Source organism: Streptomyces sp. Root1304 (genome assembly GCF_001426405.1).
In the GTDB taxonomy this organism is placed as follows: domain Bacteria; phylum Actinomycetota; class Actinomycetes; order Streptomycetales; family Streptomycetaceae; genus Streptomyces.
The window spans coordinates 274,993-300,718 of record NZ_LMEP01000012.1 but is presented as its reverse complement, the minus strand read 5'-3'; the positions used below and the strand labels follow the sequence as shown (position 1 = coordinate 300,718).

Annotated in this window: 20 protein-coding genes; 9 read left to right on the top strand and 11 right to left on the bottom strand. The window is 72.3% G+C overall.

Going from position 1 to position 25,726, the window contains the following annotated elements; translation table 11 throughout:
• Positions 1-108 precede the first annotated feature (108 nt).
• Positions 109-828 carry a hypothetical protein gene (locus ASD33_RS14265; protein ID WP_056558666.1) on the top strand — a complete coding sequence of 240 codons (720 nt, stop codon included), beginning with the start codon at positions 109-111 and terminating at the stop codon, positions 826-828.
• A 60-nt stretch (positions 829-888) separates the two neighbouring features.
• On the opposite strand, the gene ASD33_RS14260 is transcribed toward ASD33_RS14265, so the two are convergent.
• The 6 genes from ASD33_RS14260 to iolC all read right to left on the bottom strand — a co-directional run bounded on the left by ASD33_RS14260 (position 889) and on the right by iolC (position 9,899).
• Positions 889-1,794 (bottom strand): ABC transporter permease, encoded by a 906-nt coding sequence (locus ASD33_RS14260; protein WP_107103718.1) that lies wholly within the window; start codon positions 1,792-1,794, stop codon positions 889-891.
• Positions 1,791-4,481: a CocE/NonD family hydrolase gene (locus tag ASD33_RS14255; RefSeq protein WP_056558663.1), complete on the bottom strand. Its 2,691-nt coding sequence runs from the start codon at positions 4,479-4,481 to the stop codon at positions 1,791-1,793. Before ASD33_RS14255 ends, ASD33_RS14260 begins: the two co-directional genes overlap by 4 nt.
• Positions 4,482-4,615: 134 nt before the next feature.
• Entirely contained in the window at positions 4,616-6,127 is a 1,512-nt protein-coding gene (gene mmsA / locus ASD33_RS14250; protein ID WP_056558661.1) for a CoA-acylating methylmalonate-semialdehyde dehydrogenase, read from the bottom strand.
• 14 nt (positions 6,128-6,141) lie between these two features.
• Complete coding sequence (iolD, locus tag ASD33_RS14245; protein ID WP_056558658.1) at positions 6,142-8,001, bottom strand: 3D-(3,5/4)-trihydroxycyclohexane-1,2-dione acylhydrolase (decyclizing); 1,860 nt, start codon at positions 7,999-8,001, stop codon at positions 6,142-6,144.
• Positions 7,998-8,822, bottom strand: coding sequence for a 5-deoxy-glucuronate isomerase (gene iolB, locus ASD33_RS14240; RefSeq protein ID WP_056558654.1), 825 nt, complete (start codon positions 8,820-8,822; stop codon positions 7,998-8,000). Before iolB ends, iolD begins: the two co-directional genes overlap by 4 nt.
• 9 nt (positions 8,823-8,831) lie before the next feature.
• Entirely contained in the window at positions 8,832-9,899 is a 1,068-nt protein-coding gene (iolC, locus tag ASD33_RS14235; RefSeq protein ID WP_079044768.1) for a 5-dehydro-2-deoxygluconokinase, read from the bottom strand.
• A 69-nt stretch (positions 9,900-9,968) separates the two neighbouring features.
• Between iolC and ASD33_RS14230 the strand changes: the two genes are divergently transcribed.
• Both ASD33_RS14230 and ASD33_RS14225 read left to right on the top strand, forming a co-directional pair.
• Complete coding sequence (locus ASD33_RS14230) at positions 9,969-10,916, top strand: sugar phosphate isomerase/epimerase (RefSeq protein WP_056558651.1); 948 nt, start codon at positions 9,969-9,971, stop codon at positions 10,914-10,916.
• Positions 10,917-11,187: 271 nt separating this feature from the next.
• Positions 11,188-11,385 carry a hypothetical protein gene (locus tag ASD33_RS14225; RefSeq protein ID WP_056558648.1) on the top strand — a complete coding sequence of 66 codons (198 nt, stop codon included), beginning with the start codon at positions 11,188-11,190 and terminating at the stop codon, positions 11,383-11,385.
• A gap of 104 nt (positions 11,386-11,489) precedes the next feature.
• Here the strand turns inward: ASD33_RS14225 and ASD33_RS14220 are convergent, their stop codons facing one another.
• Both ASD33_RS14220 and ASD33_RS14215 read right to left on the bottom strand, forming a co-directional pair.
• A complete protein-coding gene (locus tag ASD33_RS14220) occupies positions 11,490-12,731 on the bottom strand; it encodes a hypothetical protein (RefSeq protein ID WP_056558645.1) in 1,242 nt (413 codons plus the stop codon).
• A 103-nt stretch (positions 12,732-12,834) separates the two neighbouring features.
• Positions 12,835-15,147, bottom strand: a complete 2,313-nt coding sequence (locus ASD33_RS14215) for an MMPL family transporter (RefSeq protein ID WP_056558643.1) — start codon at positions 15,145-15,147, stop codon at positions 12,835-12,837.
• A 163-nt stretch (positions 15,148-15,310) separates the two neighbouring features.
• Between ASD33_RS14215 and ASD33_RS14210 the strand changes: the two genes are divergently transcribed.
• Positions 15,311-15,967, top strand: coding sequence for a TetR/AcrR family transcriptional regulator (locus ASD33_RS14210; protein ID WP_242426980.1), 657 nt, complete (start codon positions 15,311-15,313; stop codon positions 15,965-15,967).
• On the opposite strand, the gene ASD33_RS14205 is transcribed toward ASD33_RS14210, so the two are convergent.
• The gene (locus ASD33_RS14205) at positions 15,945-17,174 is read right to left on the bottom strand and encodes a cation:proton antiporter (protein WP_056558637.1); all 1,230 of its coding nucleotides are present in this window, start codon (positions 17,172-17,174) and stop codon (positions 15,945-15,947) included. The genes ASD33_RS14210 and ASD33_RS14205 overlap by 23 nt on opposite strands.
• 64 nt (positions 17,175-17,238) lie before the next feature.
• Here ASD33_RS14205 and ASD33_RS14200 point away from each other — a divergent pair, with 64 nt between their 5' ends.
• From ASD33_RS14200 to ASD33_RS14190, 3 genes are all read left to right on the top strand, one after another.
• On the top strand, positions 17,239-18,180 hold the full coding sequence (locus tag ASD33_RS14200) for a PrsW family intramembrane metalloprotease (RefSeq protein WP_242426979.1): 942 nt from the start codon (positions 17,239-17,241) through the stop codon (positions 18,178-18,180).
• A 47-nt stretch (positions 18,181-18,227) separates the two neighbouring features.
• Positions 18,228-18,452, top strand: a complete 225-nt coding sequence (locus ASD33_RS14195; RefSeq protein WP_056558635.1) for a cation transporter — start codon at positions 18,228-18,230, stop codon at positions 18,450-18,452.
• Between the two features lie 72 nt (positions 18,453-18,524).
• The gene (locus ASD33_RS14190; protein WP_056558632.1) at positions 18,525-20,726 is read left to right on the top strand and encodes a heavy metal translocating P-type ATPase; all 2,202 of its coding nucleotides are present in this window, start codon (positions 18,525-18,527) and stop codon (positions 20,724-20,726) included.
• Positions 20,727-21,240: 514 nt separating this feature from the next.
• On the opposite strand, the gene ASD33_RS14185 is transcribed toward ASD33_RS14190, so the two are convergent.
• Both ASD33_RS14185 and ASD33_RS14180 read right to left on the bottom strand, forming a co-directional pair.
• On the bottom strand, positions 21,241-22,530 hold the full coding sequence (locus ASD33_RS14185) for a citrate synthase (RefSeq protein ID WP_056558629.1): 1,290 nt from the start codon (positions 22,528-22,530) through the stop codon (positions 21,241-21,243).
• A 179-nt stretch (positions 22,531-22,709) separates the two neighbouring features.
• Positions 22,710-24,941, bottom strand: a complete 2,232-nt coding sequence (locus ASD33_RS14180; protein ID WP_056558626.1) for an ATP-dependent RecD-like DNA helicase — start codon at positions 24,939-24,941, stop codon at positions 22,710-22,712.
• A gap of 132 nt (positions 24,942-25,073) precedes the next feature.
• Between ASD33_RS14180 and ASD33_RS14175 the strand changes: the two genes are divergently transcribed.
• Together ASD33_RS14175 and ASD33_RS14170 are read left to right on the top strand one after the other, a co-directional pair.
• A complete protein-coding gene (locus ASD33_RS14175) occupies positions 25,074-25,310 on the top strand; it encodes a type II toxin-antitoxin system VapB family antitoxin (protein WP_056558623.1) in 237 nt (78 codons plus the stop codon).
• Positions 25,307-25,723: a PIN domain nuclease gene (locus ASD33_RS14170; RefSeq protein ID WP_056558620.1), complete on the top strand. Its 417-nt coding sequence runs from the start codon at positions 25,307-25,309 to the stop codon at positions 25,721-25,723. The genes ASD33_RS14175 and ASD33_RS14170 overlap by 4 nt, the downstream gene beginning before the upstream one ends.
• Positions 25,724-25,726: the final 3 nt, after the last annotated feature.

Genomic DNA, 25,726 nt, shown 5'->3' with positions numbered 1-25,726 from the left:
GGCGACGTGGTGTGGCATGGATTCGCCATCCTTCTCAACAGGGGTTGTCACCGTGCGCAGTCGCATGCGTACATGGAGTGGACATCGATCGGGCGGGGGTGGTCAGCGGTGGCAGAGAGCGCGGGCTCCGTGATGCTCGCCCGTTCGGCGATGAACCGGGCCGCGACCGAGGGACAGCGGCCCGCGGGGCGCCCGGTCCGGGGTGCGCGGCGCATCAGCGCGGCGCTCGCCGGGCTGGCCGCTTCCACCCGGTACGAACTCCTGACCTTCGACGACCCGGTCGCGTCCGCGGGCTGCGCGATCCCCGAGCCGTTCCTGGAGCTGGCGGGAGCGTGCATGCGGGCCGCGGCGGAGCGGGCCGGCGAGGTCAGGAGGATCGTGCCGCGGCACGCGCTGCCCCGGATCGCCGCGGGCCTGCGGATACCGGGGCGGGCCCGGCTCGCGGAGTCGATCCCGTTCAAGATGATCGTGGTGGACCGGACCGTGGCGGCGCTCCCGCTCGACCTCGAACTCCTCTACAACGGGCTGCTGCTGATCCGCGACCCGGTGGTGGTGCAGGCCCTCGTCCGGGCGCACCACGTCTGCTGGGCGGCGGCCGAGGAGCTGTCGTACGCACCGCCTCCCCCGCCGCCGCCCGGCGATCTGCCGCCGCAGCTGCGTCCGGTGCTGGACGCCCTGCTGTCGGGTCTCACGGACGAGACGGCGGCGGCCCGGCTCGGCATGTCGGCGCGGACGTACAGCCGCCGGGTCGGCGAACTGATGGCGGCCCTGGGCACGACGAGCCGCTTCCGCGCGGGCGCGGAAGCGGCTCGGAGGGGGTGGCTGTGAGGAGACCCCGGGGTCCCGGCCGGGACCCGACGCCCCGGCCGGGCCCTTCCGACACGCGGCCTACGACACGATGTCCTTGCGGGCGAAGCCCCGGAAGGCGAGGGCGAAGAGGACGAGGGCGTAGCTGAGGGAGATCGCCGTGCCCTTCACCATGCCGCCCCACTCCAGCTGCGGCTGGAGCGCGTCGATCCAGGCGAACTGCCAGTGCGCGGGCAGGTACTCGCGCCAGTCGCCGAGCGCCGTGACGGCGTCCAGGACGTTGCCGACGATGGTCAGGCCGACGGCGCCACCGACCGCGCCGAGCGGGGCGTCGGTGCGGGTGGAGAGCCAGAAGGCGAGCCCGGCCGTGACCAGTTGGGAGGCGAAGACGAAGGCGACGGCGACCGCGATCCGGAGCAGCGCGTCCCCGGCGGGCACCGCGCCGCCGGTGGGCAGCTGGAGCGGCCCCCAGCCGTAGGCGACGGTGCCCGCCGCAAGGGCCACGAGCGGCAGCAGGACCATCGCGGCCGCGCTGTAGCCGAGGGCGACCGCCAGCTTGGAGGCGAGGAGCCGGGACCGGGGCACGGGCGCGGCCAGAAGGTAGCGCAGTGAGGACCAGCTCGCCTCGGAGGCGACGGTGTCCCCGCAGAACAGGGCGACGGGGATGACGAGGAGGAAGCCGGCCGAGACGAAGAGGCAGGTCGCGGCGAAGTTGGCGCCGGAGGCCGTCGCCGTGTCCATCAGGGTGATGCGGCCGTTGCCGTTGCCGTCCGGGCCGCCGCCGACGGCGAAGGCGATCATCAGGACGAACGGCAGGGCGACCAGGATGCCGCCCATGACCAGGGTGCGGCGGCGCTTCCACTGCCGGAGCGCCTCGACGCGCAGCGGCAGGGTCCGTCCGGGGCGGTAGCCGGGGGCGGAGTCCGGCGGCGTCGCGCCGGTCCCGTCGGCGTCGGCGGTCGTGGCGGTGTCGAGCAGCGGGCTCATGCGGCTCCTCCTCCGATCAGGGTCAGGAAGGCGTCTTCGAGGCGCCGGTGCGGTCCGACCCCGGTCAGGGGGACGTCCAGGCCGACGAGTTCGCCGATGAGGGCGGTCGGTTCGAGGCCGTCGAGGCGGACGAGGACGCCGCCGTCGGTCCGGGTGGCCCCGGCGACGCCCGGGAGGGCGCCGACCTTCTCCACGAGGGCGTCGGGGACGGGTGCCCCGAGCGTCACCAGGAGGGTGTCGCCGGAGCCGGTGATCTCGGCGACCGGTCCCGCCTGGACGAGCCGGCCCCGGTCCATGACGACGAGGTGGGTGCAGGACTGCTCGACCTCGGCGAGGAGGTGGCTGGAGACGATGACGGTACGACCGCCGGCCGCGTACCGGATCATCACCTCGCGCATCTCGCGGATCTGCGGCGGGTCGAGTCCGTTGGTGGGCTCGTCCAGGATGAGCAGGTCCGGCAGGCCGAGCATGGCCTGGGCGAGGGCGAGGCGCTGCCGCATGCCCTGTGAGTAGGTGCGGACGGCGCGTTCCAGGGCGCCGCCGAGGTTCGCGATGCGCAGGGCCTCGTCGACGTGGGCGTCCTCGGCGGGGCGGCCGGTGGCCTTCCAGTACAGGTCCAGGTTCTCCCGGCCCGAGAGGTGCGGCAGGAAGCCGGCGCCCTCCACGAAGGCGCCGACCCGGGAGAGGACCGGGGCGCCGGGCCGGATGGCCTGGCCGAAGACCCGGATCTCGCCCTCGTCGGGGGTGATCAGGCCCATCAGCATGCGCAGGGTGGTGGTCTTCCCGGCGCCGTTGGGGCCGAGGAGGCCGAGGACCTGGCCCTGCTCGACGCGGAAGGAGAGGTCCTCGACGCTGTACCTGTCGCCGCCCTTGTACTTCTTCGACAGACCGGTGATCTGGAGGGGTACGGAGACGAGCCCGGGGTCGGGCGCGGGGGCGGTGGTGCGGCGGCGGGCGGTGAGCAGCAGGGCGGCGGCGACGGCGAGGCCGATCAGCGGCAGGCCCCACACCCACCAGGGGAAGGCGGCGGCCTGGGTGGCGAGGCCGGGGGCGGTGGGGACGGTGAGCGGGCCCTCGACGGCGACGGTGTAGCCGGCGGGGACCACCGGGGAGGCGTAGCCGAGGTCGGTGGCGGCGACGACGAGCCGGAGCCGGTGCCCGGCCTCCACCTCGTGGTCGATGGCGGGGAGGGTGAGGGTGACGCTCTTCCCGGCCTTGGCGCCGTCGACGCGGACGGGGGCGACGAGCTGGGCGGGCAGCACCTGCTGACGGCCGTCGGGCCCGACGTCGTACACCTTGGCGAAGAGGACGGCGGAGCCGTCGGTGGCGGTGGAGGTGACCTTGACGCGGACGGTCGGTGTGCCGGTGATCCGCAGGGCCTCGGTCTGCGGCTTCGCGTCGAAGCGGGCGTGCTGGCCGGGGAAGTCGAGGGAGAGGCCGACGCCGAGGGAGGAGAGTCCGGTGATGCCGCCGCCGAGGCCGGGGACGGCGGAGACGGCGGGCGGCGCGGCGCCGGCGGGGTTGGTGAACGTCTGCGGCGGGCCGGCGAGAGGCACGGTCGTGGGTCCCGCGGTGAGTCCCGGGTAGCGGTCGTCGGTCGCGGCCCGCAGGGTGGCCCGACCGTCGGTGGAGTCGACGCCTCCGGTGCGGCTGACGCGGAAGGCGGGCCCGGTGTCGACGGAGGTGTCGCGCTTCAGCCAGCGGTCGAACCAGTCGCTGATGCGGCGTTCGACGCGTACGGTCTCGCGGTCTCCGCCGTCGTGGCCGCCGGAGATCCAGTCGACGGCGACGGGGGCGCCGTTGGCGGTGAGGGCCCGGGCCATGGCGTCGGACTGGGCGAGGGTGAAGAGGGAGTCGGACTGGCCTTGGACGAGGAGGGCGGGGACCTTGATCCGGTCGCCGACGGCGGAGGGGCTGCGGGCTTCGAGGAGGGCGCGGGCGGCGGCGTCGGGCTTTCCGGAGACGGCGACGCGCTGGTAGAGGGCGCAGAGTTCGGGGGTGAACCGCCCGCAGGCGGCGGCTGCCCCGGGCGTGGTGGCGGCCGTCCCGGCTCCCGTTCCTGTTCCTGCCCCGGCTCCTGCCGCGGGCCGGTCGCCCGCCGAGAAGAAGATCCCGGCCCAGAGCTTCTTGAAGACGCCGTTCGGGAAGAGGGCGTCGGCCAGGTTCCAGTACGTGATCTGGGGGGCGATGGCGTCGACGCGCGGGTCGTGTCCGGCGGCGAGCAGGGAGATCGCGCCGCCGTACGAGGCTCCGGTGACGCCGACGCGCGGGTCGCCGGGCTTGTCGAGCAGGACCTCGGGGCGGGCGGCGAGCCAGTCGATCAGCTTGCGGACGTCCTTCACCTCGTGGTCGGGGTCGTTGAGGCCGATCCGCCCGGTGGAGGCGCCGAAACCGCGGGCGGACCAGGTGAGGACGGCGTAGCCGTCGCGGGCGAGCTGTTCGGCCTGGGTGCGGACGTCGTCCTTGGAGCCGCCGAAGCCGTGGCCGAGGAGGACGGCGGGCCGGCGCCCGTCACCGTCGCCGGTGAAGTACGAGGTGTCGAGCCGGGCGCCGTCGATGTCGAGCGTCCGGTCCGCGCGGTGCACGGGCGGCGGATCGTCCGAGGCGACGGCGGTCCAGGTGCCGGCACCCGCGAGGACGGCGAGGACGGCGGTGACCGCGGCCCACCGGGGAAGTCGGAGTCGCATGGTGTCGAGCCTAGGCGTCCCGCCCGTGCGGTTCGGCTGCCCGGGGGCGGAGCCGCCCGACCTCCTGGGGTCGTACGACGACACCGCCCCGTACCGCGACTGCGGTACGGGGCGGCGGGGTGCTGCCGTGCGCGTCAGTGGTTGCGCGGGAAGCCCAGGTCGACGCCGGACGGGGCGTCGGACGGGTCCGGCCAGCGGGTCGTGACGACCTTGCCGCGGGTGTAGAAGTGCACGCCGTCGTTGCCGTAGATGTGGTGGTCGCCGAAGAGCGAGTCCTTCCAGCCACCGAAGGAGTGGTAGCCCACCGGCACCGGGATCGGCACGTTCACGCCGACCATGCCGGCCTCGACCTCCATCTGGAAGCGGCGGGCGGCGCCGCCGTCACGGGTGAAGATCGCGGTGCCGTTGCCGAAGCGCGAGCCGTTGATGAGGGCGAGGCCCTCCTCGTAGGTGTCGGCGCGCAGCACGCAGAGCACCGGGCCGAAGATCTCGTCCTGGTACGCCTTGGCCGTGGTCGGGACGTGGTCCAGGAGGGACAGGCCGATCCAGTGGCCGTCCTCGTGGCCCTCGACCGTGTAACCGGTGCCGTCGAGGACGACCTCGCAGCCCTCGGCGGCCGCGCCGGTGACGTAGGAGGCCACCTTGTCGCGGTGGACGGCCGTGATGAGCGGGCCCATCTCGGAGGTCGGGTCGTTGCCGGGGCCGATCTTGATCTTCTCGGCGCGCTCGCGGATCTTCTCGACCAGCGTGTCGCCGATGGAGCCGACGGCCACGACGGCCGAGATCGCCATGCAGCGCTCGCCGGCGGAGCCGTAGGCCGCCGAGACGGCCGCGTCGGCGGCGGCGTCGAGGTCGGCGTCCGGGAGGACCAGCATGTGGTTCTTCGCGCCGCCGAGCGCCTGGACGCGCTTGCCGTTGGCGGAGGCGGTGGTGTGGATGTGGCGGGCGATCGGGGTCGAGCCCACGAAGGAGATCGCCGCGACGTCCGGGTGCTCCAGGAGGCGGTCCACGGAGACCTTGTCGCCGTTCAGGACGTTGAAGACGCCGTCCGGGAGACCGGCCTCGGCGAGCAGCTCGGCGATCTTCAGGGCCGGCGACGGGTCCTTCTCGCTCGGCTTGAGGATGAAGGTGTTGCCGGTCGCGATGGCGATCGGGAACATCCACATCGGCACCATGGCCGGGAAGTTGAAGGGCGTGATGCCCGCGACGACGCCGACGGGCTGGCGGATCGAGGCCACGTCCACGCGGTTCGAGACCTGGGTGGAGAGCTCGCCCTTGAGCTGGACGGTGATGCCGCAGGCCAGGTCGACGATCTCCAGGCCGCGGGCGACCTCGCCGAGCGCGTCCGAGTGGACCTTGCCGTGCTCGGCGACGATCAGCTCGGCGATGGCGTCGCGGTTGGCGTCGAGCAGCGCGCGGAACTTGAAGAGGATCGTGGTGCGCTGGGCGAGCGAGGAGGTGCCCCAGGTCGCGAAGGCGCCCTTGGCGGCGGCGACGGCGGCGTCCACCTCCTCGACGGAGGCGAGCGCGACCCGGGTGGTGACGGCGCCGGTGGCCGGGTCGGTGACCGGGCCCCAGTTGCCCGACGTGCCCTCGACGGTCTTGCCACCGATCCAGTGGTCGACGGTCTTGACGGTGTTCGTCATGACGAAATGCTCCTTCAGAGATGGCGGCGTCGGGCGGTGACGTGCCGGTCGTACTCCTCGCGGGCCTTGACCGCCGACGGGCGGGTCGAGATCTCGGCCACGGGCACATCCCACCACGCCTGGGCCGGGGGCGGGCCCGACACTCTGTCTGCCGTTTCGGTCTCGGCGTAGACACATGTGGGAACCGTCGCGGTCCGCGCGTCCGCGAGGGCTTCCCGCAGGTCACGCACGGTGCGGGGGCGGAGCACCCGCATGCCGAGGGAGGCGGCGTTGGCTCCGAGGTCGACCGGGAGGGGGGGTCCGGTGAAGCCTCCGCCGGCGTCCCGGTGGCGGTAGTCGGTGCCGTACCGCTCGGCGCCGACGGCCTCCGAGAGGCCGCCGATCGAGGCGTAGCCGTGGTTCTGGAGGACGATCAGCTTCAAGGGCAGCCGTTCCTGGACGGCGGTGACGATTTCGGTGGGGTTCATCAGGTACGTACCGTCGCCGACGAGCGCCCAGACGGGCCGGCCGGGTGCCGCGAGCAGGACGCCGAGGGCTGCGGGGATCTCGTAGCCCATGCAGGAGTAGCCGTATTCGACGTGGTACTGGTCGGGCGAGCGGGGCCGCCACAGCTTGTGGAGGTCGCCGGGGAGCGATCCGGCGGCGTTGATCAGGATGTCGCTGGCGTCGACCAGGGTGTCGAGTACGCCGAGGACCTGGGTCTGGGTGGGACGGGCGTCCTCGTCGGGTACGGCGTAGGCGGCGTCGACCCGTTCCTCCCAGTGCCGTTTGTCGGACTGCCACCGGGCCGGGTCCCCGCGGTGGTCGCCGAGCGCTTCGGTGAGGGCCGTCAGGCCTTCGCGGGCGTCGGCGACGAGCGGGAGGGCTCCCAGCTTGTGGGCGTCGAAGCCGGTGATGTTGAGGTTGAGGAAGCGGGCGCCCTCGGGGAAGAGGGTGCCGGAGGCGGTGGTGAAGTCGGTGTAGCGGGTGCCGACGCCGATGACCAGGTCGCTGGTGCGGGCCAAGGTGTTGGCGGTTCCGGTGCCGGTGTGCCCGATGCCGCCGACGTCGCTGGGGTGGTCGTACGGCAGGACGCCCTTGCCCGCCTGGGTGGTGGCGACGGGGAGGCCTGCCCGCTCGGCGAGGACGCGCAGCGCGTCCTCGGCTCGGCTGTGCCGCACCCCGCCGCCCGCGATCACCAGGGGCCGTACGGCGGACCTCACCGCCCGCACGGCGGCGTCGAGTTCGTCCGTGTCGGGGCGGGGGCGGCGGACCCGCCAGACCCGCTCGGCGAAGAAGTCCTCCGGCCAGTCGTACGCCTCCGCCTGGACGTCCTGGGGCAGGGCGAGGGTCACCGCCCCGGTCTCCACGGGGTCGGTGAGGACCCGCACGGCGGCGAGGGCGGCGGGGATCAGGGCCTCGGGCCTGCCGATCCGGTCGAAGTAGCGGGAGACGGGCCGCAGGCAGTCGTTGACGGACACGTCACCCGCGTACGGCAGTTGGAGCTGCTGGAGGACGGGGTCGGCGGGGCGGCCGGCGAAGGTGTCGCCGGGCAGGAGCAGCACCGGGAGGTGGTTGATCGTGGCGAGGGCGGCGCCGGTGACGAGGTTGGTGGCGCCGGGGCCGATGGAGGTGGTGACGGCGTGCGCGGAGAGCCGGTTCGACTGGCGGGCGTAGCCGACGGCGGCATGCACCATGGCCTGTTCGTTGCGGCCCTGGTGGAAGGGCATGAGGTCCGCGTCCTCGACCAGCGCCTGGCCGATCCCGGCGACGTTGCCGTGTCCGAAGATTCCCCAGGTGGCGGCGATCAGCCGTCGCCGTTCGCCGTCGCGTTCGGTGTGCTGGGCGGCGAGGAAGCGGACCAGCGCCTGGGCGACGGTCAGCCGGATGCTCATGCGTATCCCTCCGTGTGGTCCGGGTGGAAGCAGATCTTCCACTCCCGTTCGGGGCCGGGGCCCGCCATGACGTTGAGGTAGTAGAGGGCGTGTCCCGGCTGGGCGATCGAGGGGCCGTGCCAGCCGTCGGGCACGAGGACGGCGTCACCGCCCCCGACCTCGGCGAGGAGATCGGCGCCGCCGGGCCGGGAGGGCGAGATCCGCTGGTAGCCGAGGGCGCCGGGGCCGTCGACCTCGTAGTAGTAGATCTCTTCGAGGACGGACTCGGCGCCGGGGCGGTGCTCGTCGTGCTTGTGCGGCGGGTAGGAGGACCAGTTGCCGCCGGGGGTGACGACCTCGACGGCGATCAGCCGGTCGCAGGCGAAGGCGTCGGCGGAGGCGAAGTTCCGCACCTCGCGGGCGCGGTTGCCGCTGCCCCGGATCTCGACGGGAACCTCCGGCGCGGGGCCGTAGCGGGCGGGGAGTCGTCGCTCGCACTTCGCTCCTGCCAAAGCGAAGCGGCCTCCCGCACCGGAGGCGATCTGGGCGTGGGCGTCGCGCGGTACGTAGGCGAAGTCGGTCACCCCTTCGAACACGCTCGCGCGGCCCTGGAGTTCGAGGTTCTCTCCGTCGACGCGCACGCTACAGGCACCGGAGAGGGGAAGCACGGTCCATTCGGAATCCCCGCTCTCGAAGGAGTGGATCTCCCCGGGTCCGAGGGCGAGGACGCGGAGGGCGGAGTACGTCCATCCGGCCCGCGCGGGGTCGATGTCGAGCGCGTAGGGGCCGCGGGCGGCGGTCCCGGCGGGCAGGTGGAGGGACGGGGGGTGAGCGGTGGTCATGGCAGAGCCCTACCCCGTTTCCGCCGGGGTTCCGCCACCGTCGGCGAGCGCTTCGGCGATCTCGGAGGCGTACGGCATGGCGGACGAGCATGCGAGACGGCCGGCGACGATCGCGCCGGCGGCGTTGGCGTGGCGCAGGACCGTCTCCAGGTCCCAGCCGGCGAGCAGCCCGTGCACCAGCGCCCCGCCGAAGGCGTCGCCCGCGCCGAGCCCGTTGACGACCTCCACCGGCAGCGGCGGCACCTCCGCGCTCGTCCCGTCGGCGGCGAGCGCGAGGACGCCCTTGGGGCCCTGCTTGACGACGGCCAGCCGGAGCGCCCGTCCGGCGGCGGAGCCGAGCAGGGCGCGGGCCGCCGCGTACGGGTCGCGCTCCCCCGTGGCCACCTCGCACTCGTCGAGGTTGCCGACGGCGACGGTCGCGTGCCGCAGCGCCTCGGCGTAGTACGGCCGGGCCGCCGCCGGGTCCGCCCAGAACATCGGCCGCCAGTCCAGGTCGAGGACCGTCACCTCGCGGCCGGACCGGGCCCGCAGCGCCGCGAGGGTCGCGGCGCGGCTCGGCTCGGCGCAGAGTCCGGTGCCGGTCGCCCAGAAGACCCGGGCGGCGCGGATCGCGTCGAGGTCGAGCTCGTGCGGGTGGATCTCCAGGTCGGGGGCCTTGGGGCGGCGGTAGAAGTACAGCGGGAAGTCGTCGGGCGGGAAGAGTGCGCAGAAGGTGACGGGGGTGGGGTACTCCTCGGCCTCGGTCACCCAGCGGTCGTCCACGCCGAAGCCCCGCAGCTCCCGGCGCAGGAAGGTGCCGAAGGGGTCGGCGCCGGTGCGGGAGACGAGGGCGGTGCGGCGGCCGAGACGGGCGGCGGCGACGGCCACGTTGGCCGGGGAGCCGCCGAGGAACTTGGCGAAGGTCTCGACCCGGTCGAGCCCGACGCCGGTCTGGAGCGGGTACAGGTCCACGCCGAGGCGCCCCATGGTGATCAGGTCGTACGGCTCCGACTCCACCCGCGCCACCTCTCGCGTCCGGTCTCCCGCACCCAGGTCTAGCCGTCCGCCGGGAGGCGTGTCAACGATATGTCCGGACATTCGGACGACGTGGCCGGTCCGGGGCGGCCTCCTTGACGCTGCTCGTGGGCCCCGTCCAAGGTGGCGGACATGACGAAGCCGTCCCCGCAGCCGTCACCGTCCTCCCACTCGCCGTCCTCTCGGGCGTCGTCCCGGATCCGGGTCGGGTCCGCCCCGGACTCCTGGGGTGTGTGGTTCCCCGACGATCCCCGCCAGGTGCCCTGGCGGCGGTTCCTCGACGAGGTGTCCGGCGCCGGGTACGGATGGATCGAGCTGGGCCCGTACGGCTATCTGCCCACCGACCCGGCCGTCCTGACGGAGGAGACCGAGCGGCGCGGCCTGCGGGTCTCGGCGGGCACGGTCTTCACGAGCCTCCATCACGGGCCGGACGTGTGGGAGCGGACCTGGGCGCACGTCGCCGAGAACGCCGCCCTCGCCCGGGCCATGGGCGCGGGCCATCTCGTCGTCATCCCCTCGTTCTGGCGGGACGACCGCACCGGCGAGGTGCTGGAGGACCGGACGCTCACCGCGCCGCAGTGGCGGGACCTGACCCGGCTCACCGAGCGGCTCGGCCGGGAGGTCCGCGAGCGGTACGGGCTGCGGATCGTCGTCCATCCGCACGCCGACACCCATCTCGACGACGAGGAGAGCGTGACCCGGTTCCTCGACGCCACCGACCCGGAGGCGGTCGCGCTCTGCCTGGACACCGGGCACTACGCGTACGCCGGCGGGGACAGCGTCAAGCTGATCGAGACGTACGGGGAGCGGATCGGCTACCTCCACCTCAAGCAGGTCGACCCGGAGGTCCTGGCGGGGGTGGTGGCCGAGGGGGTGCCGTTCGGTCCGGCCGTCGCGCGGGGCGTGATGTGCGAGCCGCCGTCGGGGGTGCCGGCCCTGGAGCCGGTGCTCGCCGCCGCGTCCGCCCTGGACGTCGACCTGTTCGCGATCGTCGAGCAGGACATGTACCCGTGCGAGCCGGACGTCCCGTACCCGATCGCGGTACGCACCCGGCGCTTTCTCCGCTCCTGTGGTGTCTGACGGGCGCGCCCGGCGTGTACCCCTCTGACCAGGGGTGACGCACGCGGACACACCGATGTCCCGATGCGTCACTTCTGTCACGCTCGTCCCGCGACGGTCACACATGTCTCCCTTACGCGGGTCTTCCGTCACAGGCGCTCGACAGCCCCACCCTTCCTGTCTGGAGGGGTCGTTGCACGGGGCACAGGCTCAGTGATCGCCAACGCCCGCCCGCAGCGCCCCCGAACGGCACCCCCGCCGCCGCTGCGCGGTGCGCAGGGAGGTACCAGGCATGACGGACAAGAGGCTCTGGTCGTACAAGGACATCGCCGCACACATCCGGGTGCAGCCGGACACGGTCCGCTCCTACCGGAAGCACGGGCTGCTTCCGTCTCCCGACCACGTCGAGTCGGGCAAGCCCTACTGGTACGCGGACACCGTCCGCGCCTGGGTCGCCAGCCGCCCCGGCAACCGGAGCCGCCGCGACTGACACCGCCTCCGCAGACGTACGGCGCCGGTCCCGGAACCTCCCGGGGCCGGCGCCGTACGTCTTCCCCGGGCCGTCGGGCCCCGGGTGTCTGGTTCCTCGAACCGTCAGACGATCGCGTCGTAGATGTTCCAGCCCCAGCCGATCCGCTGCCGGACCGGACCGGGCACCCCGCCCTGCGCGGCGGCGGAGTACTCCTCGTCGTACGCCCAGACGTCGCCGTTCCTGTCCCGCGCGACGAGGTCGTCCCCCGACCAGCGGCCGAGATCGGGGGTGGCCGCGATCGAGTTGTACGTGTTCCAGCCGCCGCCGACCCGCACGCGCGGGAGGAAGGGGTTGGCCTTGGTGGAGTCGGTGTCGACGGTGTGCTTCCACAGCACCCCGCTCGCGTCGCGGGTCAGCACCCCGTCCGGCGTGCCCGTCCACGCCGTGTAGGCGTTCCAGCCCGCGCCGACCCGGACCCGGGGCTCGAAGGACGTGGCCGGCTCGCCGCTCTTGTGCCGGAAGTTCCAGAGGGCACCGGAGGTGTCCCGGGCGAGCATGCCGTCTCCGTAGCCGGTGATCGCGGTGTAGATGTTCCACCCGGCGCCGAGCCGGACGCGCGGCTTGAAGGGTTCCGCGGGGTTCCCCGAGCCCTGGTGGTACCAGAGGACACCGGCCTTGTCGCGGCCGAGCAGGTCGCCCCTGCCGTTCGCGTAGGTCGGCGTGAGCCGGGAGATCAGCGAGTACGTGCCCCAGCCTCCGCCCACCCGGGTGCGCCCGGTGAGGGCCTGGACCTCCTGGCCCAGGGACTCGTACCGCCAGAGCACCCCGCTCTTGTCGCGCGCGTGGAACGCGCCGCGCATGTCCCGGGCCGGAGTGCCGAGGTCGATGAGGAATCCGGCCGAACCGCTCGCCACCGGGGTGGCGGAGGCGTCCAGGACCTCGAAGCGGCCGTCGAGGGAGGGCGCCAGATAGAAGGAGACCCAGTCCTCCGCGGCGAACGTCACCTCGTACGTGAGCGTTCCGGCGGCCGCGACGGCCGGAAGGTCGAGGACGAGGTTCAGCTCGGTCACACCGGGGTCGGTCGGCAGCTGCCAGGAGACCGGCACCGCCCGGGCGCCGTTCACCGAGACCGTGGAGTGCACGGCACCGGCCACGTTCTCCGGGTAGCTGTCCATCGGCAGGTACCTCGGCGGAAGGACGAGCCGGGCCTTCACCTGGCCGGTCACGCCCGCCGGCAGGGTCACGTCGAACCGGCTCTTCACCGGGACGCCGCTCCCCACCCGGAACGTGGGACGGCCGCCCGTCTGGACCACCGTCCCCGTCCCGGTGGCCTCCGCCGTCGCCGCGGCGGCGGGAGCGGCCACCGCGGCTCCCCCGATCACGGCCGGCGCGACGGCAACGGCCAGAGCCGTCGCCAGAACCAGAGTCGTACGCCTGCGCGCCACGAAATGCCCATCTGTTCGCACGTCATGTGCGGAGGGAGGTCGCCTCCCGCCGCTTCTCGGACACTTCTTCGACACCCTGAGTCGGCTCAGGGTTGTACGTGTCCGACTCGCTGATCCCGAAACGGTCGTGGAAGCGGCGCAGCGGACCGGGGGCCCACCAGGTGAGGCGGCCGGTCAGTCTCATCACGGACGGGACGAGGAGACTGCGGACCACCATGGCGTCCATGAGGACGGCGAGGGCCACGCCGAGGCCGAGCATCTTGGTGTTGGTGACGCGGGAGGTGCCGATGGCGACCATCACGACCGCGAGGATCACGGCGGCGGCGGTGATGAGCCCGCCGGTGTGGCGCAGCCCGAAGCGGACGGAGTGCTCGTGGTCGCCGGTGGCGTCGTACTCCTCCTTGATGCGGGAGAGCAGGAACACCCCGTAGTCCATGGAGAGTCCGAAGGCCACGCAGAACATGAGGACGGGCAGGGTGGTCTCGATGTCGCCGGTGGGTGTGAAGCCGAGGAGTCCGGCGAGGTGCCCGTCCTGGAAGACCCAGACGACCGCGCCGAACATCGCCGTGAGGCTGAGCGCGTTGAGGACGACGGCCTGGACGGGGATGAGGACGCTGCCGGTGAGCAGGAAGACGAGCAGCAGGGTGACGAGCACGATGATGCCCGCGGCCCAGGGCAGCCGCTCGGCGAGGGCGGCCTTGGAGTCGACGAGGACGGCGGCCTGCCCGGTGACGGAGGTCTCGAACGGGGCGGGTGCGGCCCGCAGTTCCGCCACGGCCCGCTGGGCCTCGGCGCCGACGGTCTCGCCCTCGGGCACGACGGTGAAGTAGGCGTGGCCGCCGCCGGCGGTCACCGGTCCGTCGGCCCGCGCGACACCGTCGAGGGCGGCGATCCGCTCCCGGTAGGCCGCGTACTGGGCGGGGGTCGCCGTCCCTTCTGCGAGCACGGTGATCCCGCCGCCGGGGTCGCCGGGGAAGCCCTCCCGCAGCTCGTCCTGGACGACCCGGGAGGAGGCGGTGACGGGGAGCTGGCGGTCGTCGGCGGTGCCGAAGCGCACGCCCAGGAAGGGCAGTCCGAGGAGGACGAGTCCGGCGGTGGTGAGGACGGCGAAGACCGGCGCGCGGCGCATGACGAGCGCGGCGGCCCGGGCCCAGCCCGCGCCCTCGCCTCGGTCCCGGCCGCCGCCGGACGCGTCACGCCGCAGGAGGCGCCGCAGGTCGAGCGCGTTGACCCGGTCGCCGAGCAGCACGAGGGCCGCCGGGAGCAGGGTGAGCGCCGCCGTCGCGGCGAGCAGGACGACCGCGATCCCGGCGTACGCGAAGGAGCGCAGGAAGTACTGCGGGAAGACCAGCATCGCGGCGAGCGAGACGGCGACGGTCAGGGCGGAGAAGAGCACGGTCCGTCCGGCGGTGCGCAGGGTGGTGCGGACGGCGGTGTACGTGTCGGCCCCGGCGGCGAGTTCCTCGCGGTAGCGGCGGACGACGAACAGGGCGTAGTCGATGGCGAGTCCGAGCCCGAGGGCGGTCGTCAGGTTCTGCGCGAAGACGGAGACGTCGGTGAACTCGGTGATGCCGCGCAGGACGGCGTTGGTGCCGAGGATGGCGACGATGCCGACGCCGAGCGGCAGCAGGGCGGCGACGGCGCTGCCGAAGACCATGACCAGCAGGACGAGGGTGAGGGGCAGGGCGATCAGCTCGGCCCTCAGCAGGTCCTCCTGGATGATCGTCTGCATCTCGTGGCGGACGGCGAGACCGCCGCCGAGGGAGACCTCGACGGGCCCGTGCGTGCCCCGGTAGGCGGGGGCGATCCGGTCGAGGACGGCGGCGGCGTCCTTCTCCTCGCCGGCGATCCGGGCGGCGATCACGGCCTGCCGGCCGTCCTCGGAGCGGAGGGCGGGCGAGCCCGTGGACCAGTAGGAGCCGACGCCCTCGACGCCCGGCTCGGCGTCGAGCCGCTCGGCCAGCCTCCGGGCCTCGGCGGCGACCGCCGGGTCGTCGGCCCCGGCGGGGCCTGCGTCGACGAGGAGGAGCAGGTTGGGCTGGGAGCCGGGGAACCGCTGTTCCAGGGCCTCGAGCGCGTACGTGGACTCGGCGGTCGGGTCCTCCCAGCCGCCGCTGCCCATCCGGTCGGCGACCCCGCCGCCGGCCAGCACCGCGAGGGCGGTGAGGACGAGGGCCACGAACAGGGTGAGGCGGGGGCGGACGGTGACGAACCGCGTCCACCCCCCGGCCCCGGACGCTCCGGACGCCCCGGCGGCCCCGGCCGTCCCCGGCCCCCCGGCCCCGGCCGCCCGCGCGGCCCCTCCCCCGGGTGCTGATTTCTTGACTTCGGCCATGACGAGGTGTCCCCTTCACCTGACCCCTGTGCTCGCTTCCCGGCAGGTCACATGGGTCACCCGTTGCCATAGACTGGCAAACACGAGTGATCACTCGCGTTTTCCAAGAATGCGAGCGACCGCTCGTGTTTGTCAATCGCGTTGAGGAGAGCTGGGGACAACCGTGTCCGAAGAACCGAAGCCGCGCCGCCACCAGGCGCGCGGCGAGCGCCGCATCGCGCAGCTGCTCCAGGCCGCCGCGAACGTCTTCTGCGCGAACGGCTACACGGCGGCCAGCACCAACGCCATCGCCCGGGAAGCCCACGTCTCGCCCGGCACGCTCTACCAGTACTTCCCGAACAAGGAAGCCATAGCGATCGAGCTCGGCGAGCGCCTGATGCACGAGATGCGCGAGGCCCACGGCCAGGCGTTCGTCCCGGAGAACCTCGCGCTGCCGCTGCCCGAGCTGCTCGACGCGGTCGTCGACCCGATGATCGAGTTCAACTGCGCGAACCCCGCCTTCCTCGCCCTGATGCACGGCTCCGAGGTGCCCGGCCGGATCGCCGAGGAGCACGACGCCCTGCACGCCTCGCTCCTCGCGCGCGTGCAGGAGGTCATCGCCCACTACGCGCCGGAGACGCCCGCCCCGGACCGCGCGCGGGTGGCCGCGATGACCTTCTCCGTCTTCAAGGGCGGCCTGGGGCTCGTCCTGGCCGCGCCCGAGGGCCCCGAGCGGGACGCGACCATCAACGAGTTGAAGACCCTCCTCCTGCGCTACCTCAGCCCGCTGACCGGCGAGCCGCTCGCACCCGCGCGGGTCACCACGACTCCGAACCGCTGACCCGCTCGGAAAGCGCGTCCGCTCCCTCCCCCTTCCCCTCACCCTTCCCCGACCGCACCTTCAGCGCGAGCAGCGGGAAGACGAGGACCGAGAGCATGCCGGCCCCGACGAGCGCCGCCGCCTCGCCCGCCGTCATCGCCTTGTCGTCCACGCCGATCGTGGTGATGGCGACGACGAGCGGCAGCGCGGTGGAGCCGTACAGGACGAGCCCGCTCCGGTCCTCGCGGTCGAGGTCGCGCGGGGCGAGGAACCAGATCGGGCCGCCCCGCACCACCAGGAAGAGCAGCAGGAAGACCGGCAGCAGGAGCAGGGTCCGGCCGCCGTCGAGGAGCGAGTCGAGGTCGAACTCGATGCCGGTGACGATGAAGAAGACCGGCACCAGGAAGCCGAAGCCGACGGCCTCGACCTTCTCCAGGATCTGCGGGCCGGACTCGGGCGCCGCCCCGGTCAGCACGAGCCGGGTGATGAGTCCGGCCGCGAAGGCGCCGAGCAGGATGTCGAGCCCGAGCGCCTCCGACGCGCCCAGCATCACGGCGAGCAGCAGGAAGACGAACCGGACCGCGAACTGGGCGCTGCTGTGCAGGGTCTTGGCGATGATCTTCGAGAACCACGGCGGGCGCGGCCGCAGCGCCCAGAGGACGGCCCCGGCGGTGAGCGCGGCGAAGACGGCGAGGAGCACGGTCGACTCGCCCGCGCCACGCCCGCTGAGCAGCAGCGCCATCGCGATGATGGGGCCGAACTCGCCGACCGCCCCGAAGGCCATGACGACAGAGCCGAACCGCCCGCGGAGGTCGCCCGCGTCCCGCAGTACGGGCAGGACGGTGCCGAGCGCGGTGCTGGTGAGCGCGACCCCGATGAAGACGCCCTTGGTGTAGCCGCCGCCGAGCAGGACGCCGGTGCCGAGCCCGACCACGAGGGCGATGACCCAGGCCCGGACGGAGCGCCGGAGGGTGTCGCCGCGCACCTTGCCGAACTCGATCTCGTACCCCGCGAGGAAGATCAGCATGGTGAGGCCGAGTTGCGAGAGCCCGTCGATCAGCTCGCCGGGTCGGGCCCAGTCGAGGACGTCGGGGCCGATGAGGATGCCGAGCAGGATCTCGAAGATGACGAGGGGTACGGGGACCTTGCGGCCGACCCCGTAGGCGAGCAGCGGCGCCAGGACGGCGATGGCCATGATCAGGATGAGCGTGGTCCCCGAATGCGACATATGGGGTATTTACCATAAGCTCCGGTCAGATCACCCGGCGGCGGAGGGACTTGGAGGTCTTCTCGTGCACGAGTACCCGCCCATCACGCAGACACCGCCACCCCCGGCGGCCCCGCCGACCCCGGTACCGCGCCCCGGCCTGTGGAAGCGCTGCCTCTGGGGCGGTCTGGCGCTCTGGGTGCTGACGGCGGTCGTCACGTACACCACCGAGAACACCACGCTCCTCCCCACCCTCATCCTGCTCGGCAGCTTCCTCGTCCCTGCCGTCTTCGTGCTCTGGGCGTACGAGCGGCACGGCCGGGACCTCGGGGTGCCGGTGATCCTCGGCTGCTTCGTCACCGGCGGGGTCCTCGGCGTGCTCGGCGCCTCGGTCATGGAGTACTACCTGCTCCACCCCTCCCTGTGGATGTTCCTCGGGGTGGGCCTGATCGAGGAGGCGGTGAAGCTGGCGGCGCTGATGTTCGTCGTCCGCCGTCACCCCCAGCTGCGGGGCGTCCGGGCCGGAATCGTGCTCGGCGGCTCGGTCGGCTTCGGCTTCGCCGCCTTCGAGAGCGCCGGATACGCCTTCAACGCCGCCGTCACCATGGACGGCATCGACCTGCGCGCCCTCCTGGAGACCGAGATCCTGCGCGGCCTGCTCGCCCCCTTCGGACACGGCCTGTGGACGGCCGTCGCGGGCGGGGTCCTGCTCGCCTTCCGCCGCCCCGACGGCCGCTTCCGCTTCACCTGGCCGGTCATCGGCACGTACCTCGGCGTCGCGGTGCTGCACGCGCTCTGGGACTCGATGCACGGCATCGCGCTCTGGCTGGTTCTCCAGCTGACCACCACCAGCCTCGACCGTTCGCTCTTCGCCCAGGGATACCTCCCGCAGCCGACCGACCAGCAGCAGCACCTCTTCACCCTCTTCTCGGTGGGCGGACTCGTGCTCGTGACCCTGGCCGGACTCCTGTGGCTGAGATCGCTGGCGCGGCACGATCGCGCCCTGACTGGAATTCATACCCCCTAGGGGTATAATCTGGTGGTGTACGGCACTGAACCCACGAGGAGAACGCCATGACCGCAGAGACGAAGACCGAACTCACCACCGTCTACCAGGTCAAGGGCATGACCTGCGGCCACTGCGAGGGCGCCGTCTCCAGCGAGATCTCCGAGCTCCCCGGCGTCTCCTCGGTCACGGCCGTCGCCGCGACCGGTCAGGTCACCGTCGTCTCCGCCGCCCCGCTCGACGAGGAGGCCGTCCGCGCCGCCGTCGACGAGGCCGGCTACGAGCTGGTCTGACCGCTCCCCCGTCACCACCCCGCAGGGTCGTACCGTTGGCTGGTACGACCCTGCTCCCGTTGGGAACCGCTCATGACGTCCACGATCACCGAGCTCACGATCGGTGGCATGACCTGCGCCTCCTGCGCCGCCCGTGTCGAGAAGAAGCTCAACCGGATGGACGGGGTGACCGCGACGGTCAACTACGCCACCGAGAAGGCCCGCGTCGAACACCCGCCGGAGGTCCCGGTCGACGCGCTGATCGCCACCGTCGTCAGGACCGGCTACACCGCCGAGGAGTCCCCGCCGCCGCGGCCCGAGCCGACAGCCGACGAGGACGCCCACGAGGACCCCGAGCTCGCCTCCCTCCGGCAGCGGCTCACCGTCTCCGCCGTCCTCGCCGCCCCCGTCGTCCTGCTCTCCATGGTCCCCTCGCTCCAGTTCGACAACTGGCAGTGGCTCTCCCTGACCCTCGCCGCCCCCGTCGTCGTCTGGGGCGGGCTCCCCTTCCACCGGGCCGCCTGGACCAACCTCCGGCACGGCGCCGCCACCATGGACACCCTCGTCTCCGTCGGCACCCTCGCCGCCTTCGGCTGGTCGCTCTGGGCCCTCTTCCTCGGCGACGCGGGCATGCCCGGCATGCGGCACGGCTTCGACCTGACCGTGGACCGCTCCGAGGCCTCCTCCGCGATCTACCTGGAGGTCGCCGCCGGAGTCGTCACCTTCATCCTGCTCGGCCGCTACCTGGAGGCCCGCGCCAAACGGAAGGCGGGCGCCGCGCTCCGGGCCCTGATGGACCTGGGCGCCAAGGACGTGGCCGTACTGCGCGACGGAACCGAGGTCCGCGTCCCGGTCGACGCCCTGCGCGCCGGCGACCTCTTCCTCGTACGCCCCGGGGAGAAGATCGCCACCGACGGCACCGTCACCGAGGGCGCCTCCGCCGTCGACGCCTCCCTCCTCACCGGCGAGTCCCTGCCCCTCGACGTCACCGAGGGCAGCGCCGTCACCGGCGGCTGCGTCAACGTGTCCGGCCGGCTCGTCGTCCGCGCCACCCGGGTCGGCGCCGACACCCGGCTTGCCCGGATGGCGAAGCTCGTCGAGGACGCCCAGAACGGCAAGGCCGAGGTACAGCGGCTCGCCGACCGCATCTCCGCCGTCTTCGTCCCCGCGGTGCTGCTCATCGCGCTCGGCACCCTGGTCACCTGGCTCCTCGTGACCGACGACGCCACGGCCTCCTTCACCGCCGCCGTCGCCGTCCTGATCATCGCCTGCCCCTGCGCCCTCGGCCTCGCGACCCCCACCGCGCTCATGGTCGGCACCGGCCGGGGCGCCCAGCTCGGCATCCTCATCAAGGGCCCCGAGGTCCTGGAGTCCACCCGCCGGGTCGACACGGTCGTCCTCGACAAGACCGGCACGGTCACCACCGGCCGGATGTCGCTGCGGAAGGTGCACGCGTACGAGGGCGGCGACGTCGACGAGGACACCCTGCTTCGGCTCGCGGGGGCCCTGGAGCACTCCTCCGAGCACCCGGTGGCCCGCGCGGTCGCCGCCGCGGCCGCCGAGCGGTGCGGGGAGCTGCCCGCGCCGAAGACCTTCGAGAACGTCCCCGGGCTCGGTGTGCGCGGCTCCGTCGAGGGCCACCTGGTCCTCGTCGGGCGGGCCGCGCTGCTCGCCGCCGAGAACGTCGAGGTCCCGGCGGAGGCCGGGCCCGGCGCCGTCCACGTCGCCTGGGACGGGCTCGCCCGGGGGACCCTGACCGTCGCGGACACCGTCAAGGACACCAGCGCCGAGGCCGTCACCCGGCTGCGCGGCCTCGGGCTGCGCCCGGTGCTGCTCACCGGGGACCACCGGGCAGTGGCGGAGGCGGTGGCCGCCGAGGTCGGCATCGACGAGGTGATCGCGGAGGTGCTGCCCGAGGAGAAGGCCGAGGTCGTCCGCCGGCTCCGGGCGGAGGGCCGGACGGTCGCGATGGTCGGCGACGGGGTCAACGACGCGGCCGCGCTCGCCACGGCGGACCTCGGCCTGGCGATGGGGACGGGCACCGACGCGGCGATCGAGGCGAGCGATCTGACGCTGGTACGGGGTGACCTGCGGGTCGCGGCGGACGCCATCCGGCTCTCCCGGCGGACCCTGGCGACGATCAAGGGCAACCTCGGGTGGGCCTTCGGCTACAACGTGGCCGCGCTGCCGCTCGCGGCGGCCGGACTGCTCAATCCGATGATCGCGGGCCTCGCCATGGCCCTTTCGTCCGTGTTCGTCGTATCCAACAGCCTCCGGCTGCGGCGGTTCTCGTGAATTCACCTACGCTTGACGCACAGGACCTTCACAAGGAGACCTAGATCACAGATATTGGGGGGTAACCATCTGGGCTGTTCGCGAGTCTAAGTGGGCGATGCCGAGAACGTCTTGGGGGACGTTCATGGGATGTCTTGGGGGATGTCCCATTGGCAAGCGTTGGCCGGGGCACGTGCACCGGGGAGCTTTGAGCGGCCCTCCCGTACGTACCCCGGCAGACCGCGCAGCGCCCGACCCGCGTAGCTTCTGCTGACACCCGCAGACGCCCGGCCAGGATCCCGTGGGGGGAATCCGCACCGGGACACGGGAAGCGCCCCGACCGTGGACCCGTGGGGGGATCTACGGCGGGGCGCTTCCTCTTTTTTAAAGGCTCGGTTCGCCTCCGGGGCGCTTCCGTCAGTGGCGACAGGACGACCGTGCTCGACCCTCCTTCGTCGGGCCTCCGCGCGGTCGTCCTGTCGCCACTGACGCGCCCCTTCGGCTCACTCGCCAGGCGCTGTCGGCGCTCGAAGTCCTAGCGGCCCTCGACCGGGACGAAGTCGCGGAGGACCTCGCCCGTGTAGATCTGGCGCGGACGGCCGATGCGGGAGCCGGGCTCCTTGATCATCTCGTGCCACTGGGCGATCCAGCCGGGGAGGCGGCCGAGCGCGAAGAGCACGGTGAACATCTCGGTCGGGAAGCCCATCGCGCGGTAGATGAGGCCCGTGTAGAAGTCCACGTTGGGGTAGAGGTTGCGCGAGACGAAGTACTCGTCGGAGAGCGCGTGCTCCTCCAGCTTGAGCGCGATGTCCAGCAGCGCGTCGTCCTTGCCGAGCGCCGAGAGGACATCGTGCGCCGCCGCCTTGATGATCTTGGCGCGCGGGTCGAAGGACTTGTACACCCGGTGGCCGAAGCCCATCAGGCGGACGCCGTCCTCCTTGTTCTTCACCTTGCGGATGAAGGAGTCGACATCGCCGCCGTTGGCCTGGATGCCCTCCAGCATCTCCAGGACCGACTGGTTGGCGCCACCGTGCAGCGGACCCCACAGGGCCGAGATGCCGGCGGAGATCGAGGCGAACATGTTCGCCTGCGAGGAACCGACCAGACGCACGGTGGACGTCGAGCAGTTCTGCTCGTGGTCCGCGTGCAGGATCAGCAGCTTGTCCAGCGCGGAGACGACGACCGGGTCGAGGTCGTACTCCTGCGCGGGGACCGAGAAGGTCATGCGCAGGAAGTTCTCGACGTAGCCGAGGTCGTTACGCGGGTAGACGAACGGGTGGCCGATCGACTTCTTGTACGCGTACGCCGCGATCGTCGGCAGCTTCGCGAGCAGCCGGATCGTGGAGAGGTGGCGCTGCTCCTCGTCGAACGGGTTGTGGCTGTCCTGGTAGAACGTGGACAGCGCGGAGACCACCGAGGACAGCATCGCCATCGGGTGGGCGTCCCGCGGGAAGCCGCGGAAGAAGTTCTTGACGTCCTCGTGGACCAGCGTGTGCTGCGTGATCTCGTTCTTGAAGGTCGACAGCTCGTCGACCTTGGGAAGCTCACCGTTGATCAGCAGGTACGCCACCTCAAGGAAGGTGGAGCGCTCGGCCAGCTGCTCGATGGGGTAGCCGCGGTACCGCAGAATCCCCTGCTCACCATCGAGGTAGGTGATCGCGGATTTATAGGCGGCGGTGTTGCCGTATCCGCTGTCCAGGGTGACCAGACCGGTCTGGGCTCGGAGTTTCCCGATGTCGAAGCCCTTGTCGCCGACGGTGCTCTCGACCACCGGGTAGGTGTATTCACCGTCCGCGTACCGCAGTACTACAGAGTTGTCGCTCACGTCATCCCTCACCGACGTAGTGCCTCTTCTTCGAGGTGCCCTGACTGTCTCTACCATCCCCCATTTGGCTCAGGAGAGTGCACTCGGGGTCGACCATTGGGCCAATCGGCGGCACTCAGTGCCGCCAACCTTCATATCCTGCCCCCTTCGCCCCGGTTCCGGTAGCCCTCCGTGATCTTTCACACGAGGGTGCCCCCTGTGAGCCGATGGGCGAGTGCGGTAAAGCGCCTGCCCGCCGAGACCGTACGGACCGCCTGGGCTATCGCCCGCCGGGAACCGACGAGGACGACGAGCTTCCGGGCCCGGGTCACGGCCGTGTAGAGCAGGTTCCGCTGGAGCATCATCCACGCACTCATGGTGACCGGGATCACCACCGCCGGATACTCGCTGCCCTGCGAACGGTGGATGGTGACCGCGTACGCGTGGGCGAGTTCGTCCAGCTCGTCGAAGTCGTACGGCACCTCCTCGTCCTCGTCCGTCCGCACGGTCAGCCGCTGCTCGACGGCGTCCAGCGCCGTGACGACGCCGACCGTACCGTTGAAGACCCCGTTGGCCCCCTTCTCATAGTTGTTCCGAATCTGGGTGACCTTGTCACCGACACGGAAGACCCGGCCGCCGAATCTCTTCTCGGGCAGATCGGGGCGGGCCGGGGTGATGGCCTGCTGGAGCAGTCCGTTGAGCGAGCCGGCGCCGGCCGGACCCCGGTGCATGGGGGCGAGGACCTGGATGTCACGGCGCGGGTCGAGCCCGAACTTGGCCGGAATCCGGTGGGCCGCGACGTCCACGGCGACCCGGGCGGCGTCCTCGGTCTCCTCCTCGACGAAGAGGAAGAAGTCCGGCAGCCCCTCGGTCCTGGGCGGGACCCCCGCGTTGATCCGGTGCGCGTTGGTGACCACGCCGGACTCCTGGGCCTGCCGGAAGATCCGGGTCAGCCGCACCGCGGGTACGGGGCTCCCCGGGGCGAGCAGATCGCCCAGGACCTCGCCCGCGCCGACCGAGGGCAGCTGGTCCACATCGCCCACGAGCAGCAGGTGCGCCCCCGGTGCCACCGCCTTGACCAGCTTGTTCGCCAGGAGCAGGTCGAGCATGGAGGCCTCGTCGACCACGACCAGGTCGGCGTCGAGGGGCCGGTCCCGGTCGTAGGCCGCGTCGCCGCCGGGCTTCAGCTCCAGGAGCCGGTGGACGGTGGAGGCCTCGGCGCCGGTCAGCTCGGCGAGCCGCTTGGCCGCCCGGCCGGTGGGCGCGGCGAGGACGACCTTGGCCTTCTTCGCGCGGGCCAGTTCCACGATGGAGCGGACGGTGAAGGACTTGCCGCAGCCGGGGCCGCCGGTGAGCACGGCGACCTTGCGGGTGAGGGCGAGCCGTACGGCCTCCTCCTGCTCGGGGGCGAGGGAGGCCCCGGTCCGGTCGGCGAGCCAGGCGAGGGCCTTGTCCCAGGCGACGTCGCGGAAGGCCGGCAGCCGGTCCTCGCCGGTGCCGAGGAGCCGGCGGAGCTGCCCGGCGAGGGACAGCTCGGCACGGTGGAAGGGGATCAGGAAGACGGCGGTGACGGGGGTCCCCTCGGGGCCGGGCACGGTCTCCCGCACCACCCCCTCGGGGTCCTCGGCCAGCTCGGCGAGGCACTCGATGACGAGCCCGGTGTCGACCTGGAGGAGCTTCACGGCCTCGGTGATCAGCCGTTCCTCGGGGAGGAAGCAGTGGCCCTGGTCGCTGGACTGCGACAGGGCGTACTGAAGGCCGGCCTTCACCCGGTCGGGGCTGTCGTGGGGGATGCCGACGGCCTGGGCGATCTTGTCGGCGGTGAGGAAGCCGATCCCCCAGACGTCCGCGGCGAGCCGGTAGGGCTGGTTCCGCACGACGGAGATCGAGGCGTCCCCGTACTTCTTGTAGATCCGCACGGCGATGGAGGTCGACACGCCCACGCCCTGGAGGAAGACCATGACCTCCTTGATCGCCTTCTGCTCCTCCCAGGCGGCGGTGATGTTCCTGGTGCGCTTGGGGCCGAGCCCGGGGACCTCGATCAGGCGCGCGGGGGCGTCCTCCAGGATGTCGAGGGTGTCGAGCCCGAAGTGCGTCGTGATGCGGTCGGCGAAGACGGGACCGATGCCCTTGACGAGCCCGGAGCCGAGGTAGCGGCGGATGCCCTGGATGGTGGCGGGAAGGACGGTCGTGTAGTTGTCGACCGTGAACTGCTTGCCGTACTGCGGATGGGAGCCCCAGCGCCCCTCCATCCGCAGCGACTCCCCCGGCTGCGCGCCGAGCAGCGCCCCGACGACGGTGAGCAGGTCCCCGGCGCCCCGGCCGGTGTCGACGCGGGCGACGGTGTACCCGCTCTCCTCGTTGGCATAGGTGACCCGCTCCAGAACCCCTTCGACCACTGCCGGACCTGACCCGCGACCCTCGTTGGACATGGACCGACCGTAGCGAAACCCACCGACAACGGGTGCGGGGCCGTGGCCTTCTCCCGCTCCGGCGAACCGGCCCCGCGCTACGATGTGGGAAGAGTGGGCTCCTTTCCCACATGATGCGCAGGGAGGCCGGTCATGGGCGTGACCAACGTGGACGTGGACGACGACGTGCTCGCCGAGGCCGCGAAGCTGCTCGGTACGACCACGAAGAAGGACACGATCAACACGGCGCTGGAGGAGGTCATACGGCGCCACCGCCGCCGGGCGGCCTTCCAGCGTCTCGCGGAGCGCGGAGCGCGAGGGGACCTGGAGCGCACGCGCCGCGACTGGGAAGCCCGCAAGGCCGCCCAGCACGGCGGGGACGGCGAGTGATCGCCTACCTCGTCGACACCAGCGCGTACGTCCACTTCGGCACCGACCCCGCCGCCCGGCGCCGCTGGGACGCCGAGATCGAGACCGGCGCCATCGGCATGTGCGAGCCCACCCGGGCGGAGATCCTCTTCAGCGCCGTCGGCCCGGACGACCGCGAAGAGACCGAGGAGGACCTCGGCGTCCTGTTCGCGCCCGTGCGCGTCCCCAAGGACGCGTGGCGATGGGTGGAGACCGCCCAGTACAAGCTGACCCAGAAGGGGCAGCACCGGGCGGCGGGTGTCGTCGACCTCCTGCTCTGCGCCACGGCGGTCCACCACGGGCTGACCGTCCTGCACCGGGACAATGACTTCGCCACGGTGGCCCGCGTCCTCAAAGAGGTCGAGCAGCAGGACGTGCGGCACCTGGGCGGGTGACCG

Excerpts from the sequence above, each read along its gene's own strand:
- iolB (WP_056558654.1), bottom strand. The coding sequence starts at position 8,822 with ATGACCACCGCTCACCCCCCGTCCCTCCACCTGCCCGCCGGGACCGCC.
- ASD33_RS14180 (WP_056558626.1), bottom strand. The coding sequence starts at position 24,941 with ATGTCCAACGAGGGTCGCGGGTCAGGTCCGGCAGTGGTCGAAGGGGTT.
- ASD33_RS14230 (WP_056558651.1), top strand. The coding sequence starts at position 9,969 with ATGACGAAGCCGTCCCCGCAGCCGTCACCGTCCTCCCACTCGCCGTCC.
- iolC (WP_079044768.1), bottom strand. The coding sequence starts at position 9,899 with ATGTCCGGACATATCGTTGACACGCCTCCCGGCGGACGGCTAGACCTG.
- ASD33_RS14195 (WP_056558635.1), top strand. The coding sequence starts at position 18,228 with ATGACCGCAGAGACGAAGACCGAACTCACCACCGTCTACCAGGTCAAG.
- ASD33_RS14255 (WP_056558663.1), bottom strand. The coding sequence starts at position 4,481 with ATGCGACTCCGACTTCCCCGGTGGGCCGCGGTCACCGCCGTCCTCGCC.
- ASD33_RS14260 (WP_107103718.1), bottom strand. The coding sequence starts at position 1,794 with ATGAGCCCGCTGCTCGACACCGCCACGACCGCCGACGCCGACGGGACC.
- ASD33_RS14225 (WP_056558648.1), top strand. The coding sequence starts at position 11,188 with ATGACGGACAAGAGGCTCTGGTCGTACAAGGACATCGCCGCACACATC.
- ASD33_RS14205 (WP_056558637.1), bottom strand. The coding sequence starts at position 17,174 with ATGTCGCATTCGGGGACCACGCTCATCCTGATCATGGCCATCGCCGTC.
- ASD33_RS14175 (WP_056558623.1), top strand. The coding sequence starts at position 25,074 with ATGGGCGTGACCAACGTGGACGTGGACGACGACGTGCTCGCCGAGGCC.
- mmsA (WP_056558661.1), bottom strand. The coding sequence starts at position 6,127 with ATGACGAACACCGTCAAGACCGTCGACCACTGGATCGGTGGCAAGACC.
- iolD (WP_056558658.1), bottom strand. The coding sequence starts at position 8,001 with ATGAGCATCCGGCTGACCGTCGCCCAGGCGCTGGTCCGCTTCCTCGCC.
- ASD33_RS14190 (WP_056558632.1), top strand. The coding sequence starts at position 18,525 with ATGACGTCCACGATCACCGAGCTCACGATCGGTGGCATGACCTGCGCC.
- ASD33_RS14215 (WP_056558643.1), bottom strand. The coding sequence starts at position 15,147 with ATGGCCGAAGTCAAGAAATCAGCACCCGGGGGAGGGGCCGCGCGGGCG.